The organism is Chloroflexia bacterium SDU3-3, assembly GCA_009268125.1.
Classification (GTDB): Bacteria; Chloroflexota; Chloroflexia; order Chloroflexales; family Roseiflexaceae; genus SDU3-3.
The window spans coordinates 1-16875 of the sequence record WBOU01000023.1 but is presented as its reverse complement, the minus strand read 5'-3'; the positions used below and the strand labels follow the sequence as shown (position 1 = coordinate 16875).

9 protein-coding genes and 3 pseudogenes are annotated in these 16875 nt (G+C 68.1%); 11 read left to right on the top strand and 1 reads right to left on the bottom strand.

Annotated elements, in window-relative coordinates:
* The first annotated feature begins 83 nt into the window (after positions 1 to 83).
* The 4 genes from F8S13_25400 to F8S13_25385 all read left to right on the top strand — a co-directional run bounded on the left by F8S13_25400 (position 84) and on the right by F8S13_25385 (position 3472).
* A complete protein-coding gene (locus F8S13_25400) occupies positions 84 to 797 on the top strand; it encodes a response regulator transcription factor (GenBank protein ID KAB8140018.1) in 714 nt (237 codons plus the stop codon).
* Positions 794 to 1861 (top strand): hypothetical protein, encoded by a 1068-nt coding sequence (locus F8S13_25395; protein KAB8140017.1) that lies wholly within the window; start codon positions 794 to 796, stop codon positions 1859 to 1861. The genes F8S13_25400 and F8S13_25395 overlap by 4 nt, the downstream gene beginning before the upstream one ends.
* Before the next feature lie 53 nt (positions 1862 to 1914).
* Entirely contained in the window at positions 1915 to 2313 is a 399-nt protein-coding gene (locus F8S13_25390) for a hypothetical protein (GenBank protein KAB8140016.1), read from the top strand.
* 823 nt (positions 2314 to 3136) lie between these two features.
* Positions 3137 to 3472: an NIPSNAP family containing protein gene (locus F8S13_25385; GenBank protein ID KAB8140076.1), complete on the top strand. Its 336-nt coding sequence runs from the start codon at positions 3137 to 3139 to the stop codon at positions 3470 to 3472.
* Here F8S13_25385 and F8S13_25380 read toward each other — a convergent pair.
* Positions 3469 to 6318 carry a tetratricopeptide repeat protein gene (locus tag F8S13_25380; GenBank protein KAB8140015.1) on the bottom strand — a complete coding sequence of 950 codons (2850 nt, stop codon included), beginning with the start codon at positions 6316 to 6318 and terminating at the stop codon, positions 3469 to 3471. The two genes, F8S13_25385 and F8S13_25380, sit on opposite strands and share 4 nt — an antisense overlap.
* Positions 6319 to 6655: 337 nt before the next feature.
* Between F8S13_25380 and F8S13_25375 the strand changes: the two genes are divergently transcribed.
* The 7 genes and pseudogenes from F8S13_25375 (at position 6656) to F8S13_25345 (ending at position 16650) form a co-directional block, all read left to right on the top strand.
* On the top strand, positions 6656 to 8506 hold the full coding sequence (locus F8S13_25375; protein KAB8140014.1) for a family 16 glycosylhydrolase: 1851 nt from the start codon (positions 6656 to 6658) through the stop codon (positions 8504 to 8506).
* Positions 8507 to 8808: 302 nt separating this feature from the next.
* The gene (locus tag F8S13_25370) at positions 8809 to 10599 is read left to right on the top strand and encodes a coagulation factor 5/8 type domain-containing protein (GenBank protein KAB8140075.1); all 1791 of its coding nucleotides are present in this window, start codon (positions 8809 to 8811) and stop codon (positions 10597 to 10599) included.
* Positions 10600 to 11070: 471 nt separating this feature from the next.
* Positions 11071 to 11619, top strand: a pseudogene (locus F8S13_25365) (discoidin domain-containing protein).
* Between the two features lie 25 nt (positions 11620 to 11644).
* Positions 11645 to 11734 (top strand): annotated as a pseudogene (locus F8S13_25360) (LysM domain-containing protein).
* A 170-nt stretch (positions 11735 to 11904) separates the two neighbouring features.
* A pseudogene (locus F8S13_25355) lies at positions 11905 to 14607 on the top strand (hypothetical protein).
* A 543-nt stretch (positions 14608 to 15150) separates the two neighbouring features.
* Positions 15151 to 15591: a discoidin domain-containing protein gene (locus tag F8S13_25350; GenBank protein ID KAB8140074.1), complete on the top strand. Its 441-nt coding sequence runs from the start codon at positions 15151 to 15153 to the stop codon at positions 15589 to 15591.
* A 399-nt stretch (positions 15592 to 15990) separates the two neighbouring features.
* The gene (locus F8S13_25345; protein ID KAB8140013.1) at positions 15991 to 16650 is read left to right on the top strand and encodes a hypothetical protein; all 660 of its coding nucleotides are present in this window, start codon (positions 15991 to 15993) and stop codon (positions 16648 to 16650) included.
* Positions 16651 to 16875: the final 225 nt, after the last annotated feature.

The following is a 16875-nucleotide window of genomic DNA, read 5'->3' as shown; positions in this document are numbered from 1 at the left end:
CTCGCGCAACCCCGCCGGTGCAGGATGCGCGAATCGGATAGAATACCCACATAGCGGCAAGACAAAGACCGATAGGAAAGACCATGTCCACACGAGCAAGCGTGCTGATCGTCGACGACGACCACTCGATCACCAAGGTGCTGCGGGGCTACATCGAGCAGGCTGGGTACGATGTGCTGGTGGCCCACACCGGCGGCGACGCCCTGCGGCTGCTGCGCACCCAGCGCCCCGACGTGGTGGTGCTCGACCTGATGCTGCCCGACCACGACGGCTGGGAGATCACGCGGCAGGTGCGGGCCGACGCGGCGCTGGCGGCCACGCCGATCATCATGCTGACCGCGCGGGTAGAGGACACCGACAAGATCGTGGGGCTGGAGCTGGGGGCCGACGACTACATCACCAAGCCGTTCAACGCCCGCGAGGTGGTGGCGCGGGTGCGGGCGCTGCTGCGGCGCTCGCAGTTCGGGCAGGGCGCGGCGCTGCCCGGCGCGCTGGCGGCGGGCGGGCTGCGGCTCGACCTGGCCCAGCACACCCTGACGGTAGACGGCGCGGCGGTGGAGCTGACCCGCACCGAGTTCAAGCTGCTGCAGGTGCTGATGGCCCAGCCCGGCCACACGCTGGCCCGCGACGAGCTGCTGGAGAAGGTGCTGGGCTACGCCTACGAGGGCATGGGCCGCACCCTGGACACCCACGTGCGCAACCTGCGCAAGAAGATCGAGGCCGACCCCGACCAGCCGACCTATATCCAGACCGTGTACGGCGTGGGCTACCGCTTTGTGGGGGGCGAGCAGCGATGAAGGAAACCCTCAACGTCGCCTGGCGGATCGTGGTGGCCATGATCACCATCCTGTTCTTGATCGCGGGGCCAGTCTACTATATCCTGTTCGCCGAGAATCTGCTGGCCCCCGGCGCGGTGGTGAGCCACATCCTGCGCTGGGAATTTGTGCCCCGGCTGGCCGTGGTGCTGGGGCTGATCATGCTGAACGCCATCTTCATCGGCCACAAGGCGAAGAACCAGCCGCAGAACCCCTTCCTAGAGCTGGCCGAGAATATCCGGCGGATCGCCATGCGCGACTTCAACGTGCGCGCCACCTCGCTGCGGGCGCGCGAGCCGCGCGAGATGGCCGCGCTCAACGCCGCGTTCAACGACATGGCCTCGGCGCTGCAGCGCAGCGAGGAGCTGCGCCAGAGCATGATGGCCGATGTGTCGCACGAGCTGCGCACCCCGCTGACGGTGCTGGAGGGCAACCTGCGCGCCGTACTGGATGGCGTGCTGCCGCTGGATGAGGCCGAGATCGCCAACCTCTACGGCCAGACGCGTCACCTCATCCGCCTGGTGAACGACCTGCACGAGCTGGCCCTGGCCGAGGCCCAGCGCCTGCCGCTCAGCATCCAGCCCACCGACATGGCCGAGATTATCCACGAGGCCGCGCAGGACTTCGCGCTGATGGCCGACGAGCGCCGGATCGCGCTGCACGCCGAGACGCAGGCCATGCCGCCGCTGCCGGTGGACGCGGTGCGCATGCGCCAGGTGCTGCACAACATCATCAGCAACGCCATCCAGCACACCCCGGCCCACGGCGCGATCACGCTGAGCGGCGGGGTGGAGGATGGGCAGGTGGTCATCCGCGTGCGCGACACCGGCGACGGGCTGGAGCCGGAGCAGCTGCACGCGGTGTTCAACCGCTTCTACCGCGCCGACAAGTCGCGCAGCCGCGACACCGGCGGCACCGGCCTGGGCCTGGCGATCGTCCACGCGCTGGTGGCCTCGATGGGCGGCGCGGTGGAGGCCACCAGCGCGGGCAGGGGCCAGGGCACCACCTTCACGCTGCGGTTTGCGGCGGGCGAGGTGCAACCCTAGCGCTGCTGGCGCGTAGAACACAGGGGAAACGTCGCTACTCCTGGAGCACGCCGATGAGATGCCGCACATGCCAGCAGCGCATACGCCGCGAACTAGAGACATGCCCCTACTGCGGGGGCCGTACCAAGCAGGCGAGCACAGGCAAGACCCGGCATCTCTCGCCGCAGCAGCTGGCGCAGCCACCCGCGCCGCCAACGCATCCTCAGATCACGCTGCCCACGCTGGCGCTGATGACGCTGGGCGTGTTCACGTACTCCACGCTGTGGCTGGCGCTCTGGCCGCTGCCGATCACCGTGCGCAGCAGGGTAGATCCAGACCTTCTGATTATGTACATCGGCTTCGCCTGCGCATTCTTCCTGCCCTTCGCGGCGTGGCACGGCTGGTGGCGGTGCAGCCTGCTGCTGGCCTGCGGGGCGGCGGTGGCGATGGTGATGCGCATGAACATGGGGTAGCGCTGGCGCGCCAGCTGCGGTGGCGGCGCTGCTCGGCCTGCGGTCGTTTCCCCCTGGCCTTCGGTCGATCTACATGCCATTCTATTAATCTACATGCCATTCAACCAAAATACTTATTTTTATGATATATAAGACTGATAACATGGTATATCTCATGAAAAATTGCGTTTCATTATTCACTATAGAGTTATGTAGCAGAAAATTATACCACACGCGCCAATTTTTCATTCATATATTACATTTACAATTTCCCTCCATATAGTATCACTTTTTACAGATTTCCCAGATGTTTCTGGTAAACGTATGCGTTGTCGTTGATTCGGCCAGGGTGTGCCTTTGTTTATCGCGGTGGTGGTTGGGTACTGGGTGGATGCCCTGCGCGGGCGGCGCACAGGGGCCAGCCCCTGTGAACCCCGCCAGGGGGCGCGGCCCCCTTGGCCCCCCCAATGTTCGGCGTTCCCGTGCGGTGCGCAGGCGGCTCGTGGTCGTGCATATGGCCAGTTTGCACGAGCGGCACCTTCGCCGCATGGGCCGGGTGGGTAGGGATCACCGTGGCCATTGTCGACATCACCCTGGCCCGATGATCGCGAAGTCCCGTCATAGACGTAGGGGGCAGGTTGTATGCCCGCCCGGATCGAGACCCCAGCGCCATCATCGAAACCCCACGCGCTGGGCGCAGCACGGCACGCATCGCGTTCATGGCGGGCGGGTACGAGACCCGCCCCTACGTCGACGATCGGCGCGGATATTCCGCCGCCTTGACAGCGGGCGCAGTTCCGCCCAAGATACACGCGAGCAAACACACATGGAGAAGGGACATCCGATGATCAACCAGCTGCGCACCTACCAGATCTACGAGCACAACAAGGCCGCCTTCCACGCCCGCTTCCGCGACCACGCCTCGCGGATCATGCGGCGCTATGGCTTCCAGATCGTGGCCATGTGGGAGGGGACGGGCGACCTGCACCTTGAGTTCATCTATCTGCTGGCCTGGGAGAGCGAGGAAGCCATGAAAGCAGCCTGGGCCGCCTTCATGGCCGATGAGGAGTGGAAGGAGATCAAGCGCATCACCAACGCCGAGCACGGCGTGATGGTGGGCGGCATCGAGGATCGGCTGCTGACGCCCACCGACTACTCGGCGGCCATCCCGCCGCGCTAGGGCTGCCAGGCCGCCACGCGCGGCTGCTCGTCGATGGCGGCGCGCAGCGCGGCGGCCACCGCGCCATCGAGCGGGGCCTGCACCCCCTCGGCCCAGAGCAGCTCGAAGTGATCGGCCCCCAGCCGCTCGCGCAGCGCGCCCAGCGCCTGCCGGACGATCTCGCGCAGGGGCATGGGGCGGGCGTGGCGCAGCGAGCGACGCAGCGCCTCGGCCCCGGCCAGCAGCAGCACGGCGCGCTCGTCGTCGTGGGCGGGGGCGTGCAGGGCCAGCAGCGTGCCCAGCCCCTCTAGGCACTCGGGGATGCCCCAGCGCACGCTGTTCTGCTGGTAGAAGCGCAGGCTCTCGGCGTAGCGCATGCGGGCCAGATCGTGCGCGCCCTGGTGCCATGCCACGTGGCCCAGCTGCGCGGTGAGCCAGGCCGCAGCCCACGGCTCCTGGGCCACATCGGTCATCGCGAAGGCCTGGGCCAGCATGTCCTGCGCGCGCGTCGCCAGGCCCTGGCCCAACTCGATCTGACCCAGGTGGGCTAGAGCCCAGCGCACGCCGTTGCTCTCCTGCAGGCTGCGGGCCAGCCGCAGGCTGCTGTTGCACAGCGCGGCAGCCTGGGCGTAGCGGCCCTGGTCGAGCGCGGCGCGGGCCAGGAAGCGCGTGGTCTCGATCGTCAGGCGGTGGTAGCCCTGCTGGTGACAGCGGATCAGCGCCTCGTCGAGCAGGGCGGTGGCGCGGGCGTACTCGCCCTGCTCGATCCAGACGTGGGCCAGCATCAGCATGATCTGGATCTGGCCCCAGTAGTGCCCCAGCGAGCGCAGCAGCGTCAGGCTCTCCTCGTACAGGCGGATGGCGGTCTGGTCGTTGCCGTGAAACTGCAGCGCCACGCCCAGGTGGTGCAGCGACCAGGCCATCTCCTCCTGATCGCCCAGGCGGCGGAAGATCGCCAGGCTCTCCTCGGCGCTGGCGATGGCGCTGGCGCTATCGCCCTGGCTCACCGCCTCGGCGCTGACGCCGTGCAGAGCCATGCCCAGCGCGTGCCACTCCTCGGCGCGGCGGGCGCGCGCGGCGGCCAGCGAGAACAGCTGCGAGGCCCGCTGGTGCTGGCCGCAGTCGGCGGCCAGCCAGCCAGCGCCGCACATGGCCCGCACATCATCGCCCAGATCATCGCGGGCCGCCAGGGGCATATCGAGCACCCGATCAACCCAGCGCAGGCCCTCGTGCTGGTAGTTGCGAAACTGCCAGAAGCGCCAGACCCCGCCGATCAGGCGCAGGGCGCGGCGGCGATCGCCGCGCTCGATCAGCCAGCTAAGCGCGGCCCGCACGTCGTCGTGCGCCCACTCTAGGCGCTCTAGCCACACGCGCTGCTGCTCGTGGATGAGCTGGCCAGAGGCCTGCTCGACCAGCGCAAGATAGTAGGCGGCGTGCTGGCCGCGCACCGTGTCGGCATCACCGCTGGACTCCAGCTGCTCCAGCGCGTACTCGCGGATCAGCCCCAGCATCTCGAAGCCATCCTCGTCGCCCAGCAGGCGCTCGCCCACCAGGCTGTGGTCCAGCAGCATCGACAGCGTATCAATCAGGGGCGGCGCGTCCTCGCCATCCAGCGTGCAGATCGACTCTACGGCGGCGAGCGTCCATCCGCCCACGAACACGGCCAGCTGGCGGAACAGCTGCTGCTCGTGTTGGTTCAGCAGGCCGTAGCTCCAGTCCAGCAGGTCGCGCAGGGTCTGCTGGCGGGCGGGCAGATCTTGCATGCCGCCGACCAGCAGGTCGAGCCGATTGTCCAGCCGCTCCAGCATAGCGTGGGGCGGCAGGGCGCGCACCCGCGCGGCGGCCAGCTCGATCGCTAGGGGCAGGCCATCCAGGCGGCGGCAGATCTCCACCACCGCCGCCGCGTTGGCGTCGCTGAGCGCGAAGCTGGGGTGGACGCGCTGGGCGCGGTCGACGAACAGCCGCACGGCGGGGGCCTGGATGGCCAGGGCGGCGCTCAGCGGCTGGCCCTGCGAGTCGGGCAGCGACAGCGGCGGCACCATGTAGAGCCGCTCGGCCTGCAGGTGCAGCGCCGAGCGGCTGGTGGCGATCAGCTTCAGGCCTGGGCAGCGCTGGATGAGGGCGGCGATCAGCGGCGCGCTCTCGGGCAGGTGCTCCAGGTTGTCGAGCAGCAGCAGGGTCTGGCGGTCGCTCAGGGCGGCGATCAGGCGCTCGGGGGTGGGCGCGGCCAGCACGCCCAGCAGCTGCATGCCCTGGGCGATGGCGTGGGGGATCTGGCGGGCATCGGCCAGCCCGGCGAGGCCGATGAAGTAGGCCTGGCCCGCGAAGGCCGCGCGCATGCGGTGGGCCAGCTGCATGGCTAGGCGGGTCTTGCCCACGCCGCCCGGCCCCACCAGGGTCAGCATCTGCACCTCGGGCGACATGACGAGGTCGAGGGCGGCCTCTAGGTCGCGCTCGCGGCCCAGCAGCGGCTCGGCGGGCAGGGCCAGCGGCCCATGGCAGGCGAAGGGCGAGAGCAGGCCCGCGCCCAGCTGCGGCCTCGGCTCCTCGGCGTCGTCTTGCTCGGCGTCGTCAGGGCCTGCGCTGGCGATCTGGGCGCGGGCGGCGCGCAGGAAGCGCTGCCAGTCGTCGGGGGTGACCTGGAGCGAGCGGGCGAGGCGCTCGGCCAGCTGGCGCGAGGGGCGGCGGCGGCCCTGCTCAAGCTGGCGGATCATGGCCAGCGAGCAGCCGACCTGGTCGGCCAGCTCGGTGCGGCTTATGTCTAGCTCGGTGCGGCGCTGCTTCATCCAAAGAAAAAATGGCGGCTGGCTGGTTGCAGGCGGCGTTGTGGCCATTATGAACCTCTTCCGATCAGTGAGTCCCCACATCTCGCCATTGCGATGTGCTCCCTACGCCCTGCGGGCGCATATGTTCGGCATAGAACGAGAGCGGCGCGGATCTGGCCCATAGCTCAGCATCTGCCCGCCCGACCAGCCACAACAACGTGATTTATCGAGCAGGCCGCGGGGCCGGTCTCCGCCGTGCTGCTCGTATGCGCTGATCAAAATCTGGTTAAAGGATACCATACCGTAGGCATTTTTGTAGCCCTTCTTGTAGCCGCTGCGGCCTTCTCCGCCTGACGATTGTATGGTGTAATACGGCTGCCCATTCGCCTGAAACACTGTTGTGAATGTCGTTGGGGAAATAACGAGGGAGAACGCTCGCATGTTACGTTTTGCTCACGCCTTGCGAAAAGATAGCCCTGTGCAGCGCCATGGCCGCGCCGCCACGATGGCGCTGCTGTGCAGCGCCATCGTGGCCCCTGCGGCGTTTGGCGCGCACCCCGCCGCCGCGCAGTCCACCAACCTGGCCCTGAACCACGCCGTCGCCGTCTCCTCAAGCGAGAACGCGGGCGCGTTCCCGCCTGCGGCGGTGGTGGATGGCAACACCGGCACGCGCTGGGCGAGCGCGTTTAGCGACCCGCAGTGGGTGCAGGTCGACCTGGGCAGCACCCAGAGCATCGGGCGCGTGGTGCTGCGCTGGGAGGCCTCGTTTGGCAAAACCTACCAGATCCAGGTCTCGAACGACGCCACCAACTGGACCACCATCGCCACCGTCGCCAACGGCGATGGCGATGTGGATGACCTGACGGTGAGCGGCAGCGGGCGCTACGTGCGCATGTACGGCACCCAGCGCACCACCATCGGCGCGGCGCAGTACGGCTACTCGCTGTGGGAGTTCGAGGTCTACGGCGGCAGCGGTGCGCCCACCAGCACGCCAGCGCCGACCACCGCCGCGACCGCCACGCCCAGGCCCACCAACACGCCCGCCCCAACCGCCACGCCCGCCCCCGGCGGCAGCTGCACCACCACCAGTAACATCGCGCTAAACAAGCCCGCCTTCGCCTACTTCTACGAGGCCAAGGGCGAGGAGCCGAGCAAGACGGTGGATGGCGACATGACCACGCGCTGGGGCCACCTGTGGTACCCATCCGGCCCGGCCAACGCATGGGTTGACATCGACCTTGGGTCGAGCAGCGCCACCGTCACCCAGGTCAACCTCTACTGGGAGACTGCGCTGGCCGCCGACTACCAGATCCAGTTCTCGAACGACCGCCAGAGCTGGGGCACCGCCAAGAGCGTGACCGGCAACACCGCGCTCACTAACAACATCGCGCTTGCGCCCGCCGCCACTGGCCGCTACATGCGCGTGAACATGACCCGCAAGGGCACCGAGTGGGGCTACTCGCTCTACGAGATCCAGGCTATTGGCTGCAAGGATGCGCCCGCGTCCTACCCGCCCGCGCCCACGCCGCTCACCGGCACCTACACCAAGGTGTGGAGCGACACCTTCGACAACACCACCGCGCTAAACACCGCCAACTGGGCCTACGATAACGACGTGCACGTGAACGGCGAGCAGCAGCAGTACGCCTCGGGCAACGTGAGCGTGAGCGGCGGCACCCTGAAGCTGACCGCCCGCAAAGAGACGGTGAACGGCTACCCCTTCACCTCGGGCCGCATCTTCAGCAAGGGCCTCAAGTCCTTCACCTACGGCAAGGTGATCGCCCGCATGAAGCTGCCGGTGGGCGATGGCTTCTGGCCCGCCTTCTGGATGATGGGCGAGAACATCGACGCCGTGGGCTGGCCGGGCAACGGCGAGCTGGACATCATGGAGAACATCGGCTACAGCAACTGGGTCTCGGGCGCGCTGCACGGCCCCGGCTACTGGGGCGCTGGCTCGGTGGGCGGCCGCCACGACCTGCCCGCAGGCCAGAGCATCGCCGACTGGCACACCTACGCCGTCGAGTGGGACCCGACCTTTATCAAGTGGCTGATCGACGACCAGGTGGTGCGCACCGTCACCCGCGACGAGGTGATCGCCAACTCGGGCCAGTGGGTCTACGACAACCCCAAGTTTATCATCCTGAATCTGGCCCTGGGCGGCGACTACCCGCACGGCTACAACAACGTGACCAGCCCCTACTACGGCCTGCCCCAGTCGAGCGTGGACACGATCACGGCGGGCAGGGGTGTGGCCGAGGTTGACTATGTGGAGGTCTGGCAGAAGAAGTAGCGCCGCATCTGCTCCTTGCGACCGAAGACCCCCGCCCCTCCTGTGGTGTGCTCGCAGGCTGGTTTGCGGGGGTTTTCTGCGCCGCCAAACCTCACCCATCTGCTATTTCGCTTTCGACCCGCAAGATGAGAGCGGCTGCACATTTTTGTAGGCGCTTTTGTAGCCGAGTATCCCTAGTAGCGGCAGTCAAAATATGTTGGAATAGGCCCCGAACGCCGTTCCTAACTCGCCCCACACCATGGAGGAAATTTATGCTCTTTACTTCCGCCAAACGATTAGGCCGCGCGCTGCTGCTGGGCAGCATGCTGGCCGGATCGGTGCTCGCCCACGCGCCCAGCGCGGCGGCGCAGGGCACCAACCTGGCCCTGGGCAAGCCCGCAACCGCATCCAGCAGCGAGAACGCCACCTTCCCCGCCTCGGCGGCGGTGGATGGCAACAGCGGCACGCGCTGGTCGAGCGCGTTTAGCGACCCGCAGTGGCTGCAGGTCGACCTGGGCAGCGCCGCCAGCATCAGCCGCGTGCGCCTGAGCTGGGAGGCCGCCTACGCCACCGCCTACCAGGTGCAGGTCTCGCCCAACGCCACCAGCTGGAGCACCATCGCCACCGTGAGCGGCGGCGACGGCGGCGTGGACGACCTAGCGATCACCGGCAGCGGGCGCTACGTGCGCATCTACACCACCGCCCGCGCCACGGCCTACGGCGCGTCGCTGTGGGAGCTAGAGGTGTACGGCACCAGCGCAAGCCCCACGGCCACACCTACGCCGCCCGCCAGCACCCCCACGCCGCAGCCCACCAGCGCGGCCACGCCCACCCCGGCCCCCACATCCGGCGCGTGTGGCAGCGCCAACATGGCCGCCGGGCGGCCCGCCAGCGCATCCTCGGTGGAGAACGCCAGCCTGACGGCCAGCGCGGCGGTGGATGGCAGCGCCGCCACGCGCTGGGCCAGCACGTTTAGCGACCCGCAGTGGCTGCAGGTCGACCTGGGCGTGGCGCAGCCGATCTGCCGCGTGCGCCTGAGCTGGGAGGCCGCCTACGCCAAGGCCTACCAGGTGCAGACCTCGAACGACGCCGCCAGCTGGACCACCATCGCCAATGTGACCGGCGGCGACGGCGGCGTGGATGACCTAACCGTCAGCGGCAGCGGGCGCTACGTGCGTGTCTACGCCACCGCCCGCGCCACCGAGTACGGCTACTCGCTCTGGGAGCTGGAGGTGTACAGCCCCAGCGGCACGCCGCCCGCGCCCACACCCACGCCCACCGGCGGCACGGCGTTCTGGGGCGACACATCGGGCATCCCGGCGGCCAACAACGTGCTGACCGTCAAGTTCCTGAACCGCACCAACGGCAAGTACGCCGACAAAGATGTGTACTGGAGCTACAACGGCCAGGTCCACTCGATCGCCGAGCAGCCCTACTTCGACATGCCCGCCAACACCGCAGGCCGCATGTACGTCTACCTCGGCTCGCCGAACAGCCAGTACAACGACTTTATCGAGTTCACCGTCGGCCCCAACACCTTCAACGGCAACACCACCCGCGTCGACTGGTTCGGCGTGAAGCTGGCGATGCGCCTGCACGCCAAGGACGGCTACGACGTGGCCGTGGGCGAGGATCTGGCCACCTTCCAGGAGGACCGCGCCGTCACCTTCCAGAAGTTCATCGACGAGGTGCCCGCCGAGTTCAAGCACCTGGCCCAGATCCAGGCCCCCTACCGCATCCCCGCGCCCGGCAAGATGGGCGAGACCGACTTCCTGCCCGGCGGCCAGTACGCCAACTACTTCACCAGCTACGCCAGCTCGGTGGGCGTCACCGGGGCCTCGGTGTTCGACATCTTCGCCTGCGCGGGCGTGCTGCGCGAGAACGCGGCCATGTGCTCGGCGCTGAACCGCCACGTGGCCCACCTGCCGCAGTCGCAGTGGGGCGACGCCAGCCAGTACTACAAGGCTGGCCCGGCCAACTACTACGCCAAGTTCTGGCACGACCACAGCCTGAACGCCATGGCCTACGGCTTCCCCTACGATGACTACGCCGGGTACTCGTCGTTCATCTCGCACGACAACCCGCAGTACCTGCTGCTGGCCATCGGCTGGTAGCCACGCCCAGGGCGGGGGCCGCACACCCCCGCCCGCCCCACTGGGATGGCCAGCCGCGCTGGCCCCTAGCTACACTAAAGGAAAGGCCCTATGCGACACAGCTTGCGTGATTCGCTAAGCCCGCAGCGCCACCCGCTCTTGTTCCGCACCGTTGTCACCGCCACGCTCGTCGCCCTGCTCATGCTGCTCGCGCTGCCTGCGGTCTCCACCCGCGCGCAGACCCAGGCACCAGGCGACCTCGCGCTCGGCAAGACCGCCACCGCATCATCCACCCAGCTTGGCCTGAACGTCTCCGCCGCCGTGGATGGCGACCAGACCACCCGCTGGGGCAGCGACTGGAGCGACCCACAGTGGCTGCAGGTCGACCTGGGCGCGACCTACGCCATCGACCGCGTGGTGCTGCGCTGGGACGCGGCCTACGCCAGCGCCTACCAGATCCAGACCTCGGCCAACGGCACCGCGTGGAGCACCATCAGCACCGTGGCCGCTGGCGACGGCGGGCTGGATGACCTGACGGTGAGCGGCAGCGGGCGCTACGTGCGCCTGTACGGCACCACCCGCGCCACCGAGTGGGGCTACTCGCTCTGGGAGTTCGAGGTCTACGGCCCCAGCAGCGCCCTGGCCACGCCCACGCCATCCAGCGGCTGCGCGGGCGCGAACGTGGCCAGCGGCAGGCCCGCCACCGCATCCAGCAGCGAGGCAGGCGGCGCGTTCCCGCCCGCCAACGCCGTGGACGGCAGCGGCTCGACCCGCTGGTCGAGCCTGGTGGCCGACCCGCAGTGGCTGCAGGTCGACCTGGGCAGCACCACCGCGCTCTGCCGCGTGCGCCTGAACTGGGAGGCCGCCTACGCCAGCGCCTACCAGCTGCAGTCGTCGAACGACGGCGCGACCTGGACCACGCTCAAGAGCGTGACCGCAGGCGACGGCGGGTTGGATGACATGCTGGTCAGCGGCAGCGGGCGCTATGTGCGCATCTACGCCACCGCCCGCGCCACCCAGTACGGCTACTCGCTCTGGGAGATGGAGGTGTACGCCACGGCGGGCAGCGCCACGGCCACCCCCGCCGCCACCGCCACGCCCACGGCCACCCGCACCAGCACACCAGCCGCCACCGGCACGCCCGCGCCCACCGGCACCGGCACCGCCGTGGCCGTGCCGATCACCATCCCCTACGTCGAGTACCTTGAGATCGGCGTCAGCCCAGCCGACCAGGCGGGCACCAGCCTGATCAAGACCCAGAACACATCCAAGACCGCCACCGTGACCTACGCCAGCGGCACCGCGCTCACGCTCAACGTGAACTACATGGTCTCCGGCACCGGCCAGACCGCCGTGTTCTCCGCCGTAGACCAGACCGGCGCGACCAAGACCGGCAGCCCGCTGACCATCACGGTCTACCCCGGCCTGGCCGTCAATGTCACCCTGGTGAGCAAGACGCCCACACCATCGCCCGTGGGCAGCAACCTGGCGCTGGGTAGGCCCGCCACCGCATCCAGCACCCAGGCGGGCATGGCCACCGGCGCGGCCTTCGATGGCGACCTGGGCACCCGCTGGGCCAGCGACACCGGCGAGCCGCAGTGGCTGCAGGTCGACCTGGGCAGCACGCAGACCATCGGCAGTGTGGTGCTCACTTGGGAGGCCGCCTACGGCAAGGGTTACCAGATTCAGGCCTCGAACGACGCCGCCACGTGGACCACCCTGGCCAGCGTGGCCGACGGCGACGGCGGCACCGACACGCTCTCCAGCCTGGGCGGCAGCGGGCGCTACGTGCGCCTGTACGGCACCACGCGCGGCACGCAATACGGCTTCTCGCTCTGGGAGTTCGCCGTCTACAGCGGCAGCGCGGCCACCACGCCCACCGCTGGCCCCGTGACGGTGGTGCCCACCAGCACGCCCACCGCCACGCCCAAGCCCGACTTCAGCCTCACTTCCCCGGCCAATGGGGCCATGGTCACATCCACCCGCCGCCCCACGCTGGCCTGGGCCGCCGTGGCGGGCGCGGCGCGCTACGAGGTGTGGGCGAACATCTCGCGCGCCGACTACGACTTCACCCAGCCCGGCAGCCTGCTGGAGCGCTACACCAAGCTGGCCGATGTCACCAGCACCAGCTACACCCTGGCCAGCGATCTGCCCGACCGCTGGACCTACAAGTGGTATGTGGTGGCCGTGGACAGCGCGGGCGCGAGCAAGCGCTCGAACACGCTCAGCTTCAGCGTCTACCTGCCCACGCTTGAGACGGTGGCCGACGGCATCGCCATCGTCGCTGGCGCGCGCGACATGAGCAAGGATGGCGTCATCCAACCCTACGAGGACTGGCGGCAGCCCGTCGAGACCCGCGTGGAAGATCTGCTCTCCCGCATGACCATGCAGGAGAAGGCCTACCAGATGTTCTACAACGCCCAGAAGTTCCCGCTCTCCGGCTGGCACTTCGGCCCGGCCCAGCCCAAGGATCTCTACGACGCCCAGCTCACCACCGCCGCCACGCGCCTGGGCATCCCCTTCGTCTCCACCGGCGACACCATCCACGGCTACCAGACCAGCTTCCCGGTGCAGAGCGCCCTGGCGGCCTCGCGCGACTACAGCATGGCCTACAAGGTGGCCGACATGCAGCGCCGCGAGCAGCTGCCCGTGGGCTACCGCGGCACGCTCGGCCCGCTGGCCGAGGTCGACACCAAGGTGCTCTACCCGCGCTTCCAGGAGGGCAACGGCGAGAACGCCGAGGTGGGCGCGGCCATGATGCGCGCCATGGTCGCGGGCTTCCAGAACGGCCCCGAGCTGAACCCCAGCTCCATCCTCGTCACCACCAAGCACTGGCCGGGCGAGGGCGCGGGCGGCGAGGCCGGCATCACCTACGACGGCGTGTCGATCAACTACCACATGCGGCCCTGGCGCGGCGCGTTCGAGGCGGGCGCGGGCGGCGTGATGCCCGGCTACGCGGGCAGCTCCTACCTCGACCCCGGCGGCTCGGGCGCGGGCGACAGCAAGCCGATCATCAGCTACCTGCGCACCACCATGGGCTACGATGGCCTAGTGACCACCGACTGGCTGCCCAGCTCCACCTGGATCAAGGCCACCAACGCCGGGTCGGATGTGATGGGCGGCGCGGACCCGGGCGACGCCACCTTCAGCATGGACGCCTTCATCGCTGGCGTGCCCCAGAGCCGCATCGACGAGGCCGTGCGCCGCATCCTGCGCGTCAAGTTCAAGCTCGGCATCTTCGAGAACCCCTACGGCGACCCGGTCAGAGGCCCGGGCGGCTTCCACACCGCCCAGAATGTGGAGCTGGTGACCCAGGCCGCCCGCGAGGTGATGACCCTGCTGAAGAACACCGGCACCCTGCCGCTGCGCCTCGCCCAGGGCGACACCCTGCTCGTCACCGGCCCGCGCGCCAACGACGGGCTGGCCTGCTGCATCTGGACCAGCTACTTCCACGCCGAGTATGGCTCGAAGACCATGTACCAGGCCATCCAGGCCCGCGCCGCCCAGGCAGGCCTGAACGTCTACCTCGACAGCGCGCCCACCACGCCCAAGGCGGCCATCGCCATCGTGGGCGAGGCCTCGTACACCCACGGCACCAACTGGCCCAAGGATGAGCCGTACCTGCCCGCCGACCAGCTCGGCATCATCCAGAGCCTCAAGGCCCAGGGCATCCCCGTGGTAGTGGTCTACATCATGCCCCGCCCCTACGTGATCGCCTGGGAGTCGCAGAACGCCGACGCGATCGTGGTGGCCTACCGCCCCGGCGAGGGCGGCGGGCAGGCCCTGGCCGAACTGCTGTTCGGCGACTACGAGCCGAGCGGCAAGCTGCCCTACCAGCTGCCCCGCGACATGAGCCAGGTAGGCTCGGATGTGAGCACCAACCAGCTGGAGCGCTGGGATCTGCCCTACGACCTGGGCGCGACCGAGGCCGAGCGCCAGGACATCCGCAGCAAGATCGCGGCGGGCCAGAGCGTGCCCACCACCTACGGCAACCCGCTCTACCCCTTCGGCGCGGGCATCCAGGGCTTCGGCCTGGCCGACAGCACCCCGCCCGCCGCCTTCGCGCTCAGCGCGCCCGCCAACGCCGCCACGGTGCAGGGCGCGCTGCCCACGCTCACCTGGCAGGCCAGCGCCGATACCCAGACCGGCATCAAGCGCTACCAGGTCTGGCTCGACGGGGCCAAGCTGGCCGAGGTCAAGGGCACCCAGTACGCCATCACCCAGAAGCTGGCGGCGGGCAACCACACGTGGTATGTGGTGGCCGTGAACTGGGCGGGCGGCGAGACGAGGTCGAGCTTCAGCTTCAGCTTCAGCTTCCAAGACAGCACCGCGCCCAGCGCCTTCGACCTCGTCGCCCCCGTCACCGGCGCATCGCTGGCGGGCGGCGCACAGCAGCTGGTGTGGGAGAGCGCCAGCGACGCGGGCGCGGGGCTGGACCACTATGAGGTGTGGCTCGATGGCGCGAACGTGGCCAGCGTGCCCAGCGCGGGCAAGCAGGCCAGCGCCAGCAACCTAGCGCTCAACCGGCCATCCTCGTCATCCTCCACCCAGGTCAGCACCAGCGGCCCCGGCATGGCCTTCGACGGCAACCCCGAGACCCGCTGGGAGAGCCAGTATAGCAACCCGCAGTGGCTCCAGGTCGATCTGGGCGAGCCGCAAGAGATCACCCGCGTGGCGATCACATGGGAGACCGCCTACGCCAAGGCCTTCCAGATCCAGACCTCGCTGGATGGCAGCACCTGGAGCGACATCTACGCCACCACAGCTGGCGCTGGCGGCACCAGCAACCTGGCGGGCCTAAAGGGCTACGGGCGCTACGTGCGCATGTACGGCACTGCCCGCGCCACCGACTACGGCTTCTCGATCTGGGAGTTCCAGGTCTACGGCCAGCCAGTGGAGAGCACCACCCGCACCGGCCTCGCCACCGGCGCGCACTCGTGGTATGTGGTGGCGGTCGATGCCTTCGGCAACCGGCGGCAATCGACCAGCACCTATAGTTTCACGGTTCGCTAGCTCGTTCCAGCCAAGCGCCGCTGCGGGATATTCCTGCAGCGGCGCTTTATGTTGGAGAAGCCGGAGAAGCTTACCCGATCTCCTCATATGCTATCCGTATATATTTTGCCACAGAGAATATATACCACACGTTATGTTCAATTTTTCATCTTAAGTGGTCACTATCGCTGTAGGAATCGTGTTATAGTTCAGATGAGCGGGGATAACACTATTTAGTACGCAAGAAAAAACATCATCGTAGCAAAATATCCCCTTCCCATAACTATAGCAGATCAAGAAAGGAGGAGATCAAAGCAGAGGCAGCGAAGGCTGCTTGCGTCGCTGAACAGATCGCCTGCACCGCTGCACAACTGCTTGTGTGTCACCAACGAACGCCATACATCCCACAAGGAGAACACCATGGCAACACGAGCGAGGCCATCCATCGAACAGCGCCTCACCGAGCACTACGTCACCCTCTCCAACGCCCTCAACATCAACGACATCGCCGAGCTGCTTAGCGCCTACAGCTACGACCTAGCGCGCATACGCATCGGCCTCGCCCTGCACGAACAGGCACTGACCGCCCAAGCCCGCCATCGCCGCGAGTTTGGCGAGCAGCAGGCCGCCACCGCCGCCTTCGACAGCGCCTGGGACAATGCCGACGAGTGCTATATGCGCCTCGTCAAGCTCACCCGCGTGGCGCTCAAGCACAGGCCCGAGGCAGCCAGCATCCTAGGGCTGCACGGCGACCGCAAGCGCAGCCTCTCGGGCTGGTTCGCCCAAGCCCAGCAGTTCTACGACGGCCTGGCCACCCACCCCGAAATAACCGCCAAGCTCACCGCCTACGGCATCACCGCCGACAAACTGGCCGCCGCCCGCGCCGAGTATAGCGCCCTGCGCGCGGCCTACAACGCCCAGGCCCGCGAGCACAGCGCGGCCCAGCAGGCCACCGCCGCCCGCGATGCCGCCTTCGATGCGCTGGACGAGTGGATGAGCGATTTCATCGCCATCGCCAAGATCGCCCTCGAAGACGAGCCGCAGCTGCTCGAAAAGCTCGGCATCCTCGCCCACTCCTAACCCCCTCGCGCCACATGCTCGTGCGCTCGTGCGCATGCATCGCAGGCCAGGCGGGCAGCGTGGGCCGATCTCCAGTCGGCCCACGCCCTAGGCGGGGGCGGCAACACCTCAACAGGTGTCACTTTTGTGGCGAGGTGGACAGAACGCGCAAAACGGGTATGCTTTGCGTGCCAACCCAAACCATACCCTATGGAGTCGTTATGCCCCCCTCGCCCCGCTATCATA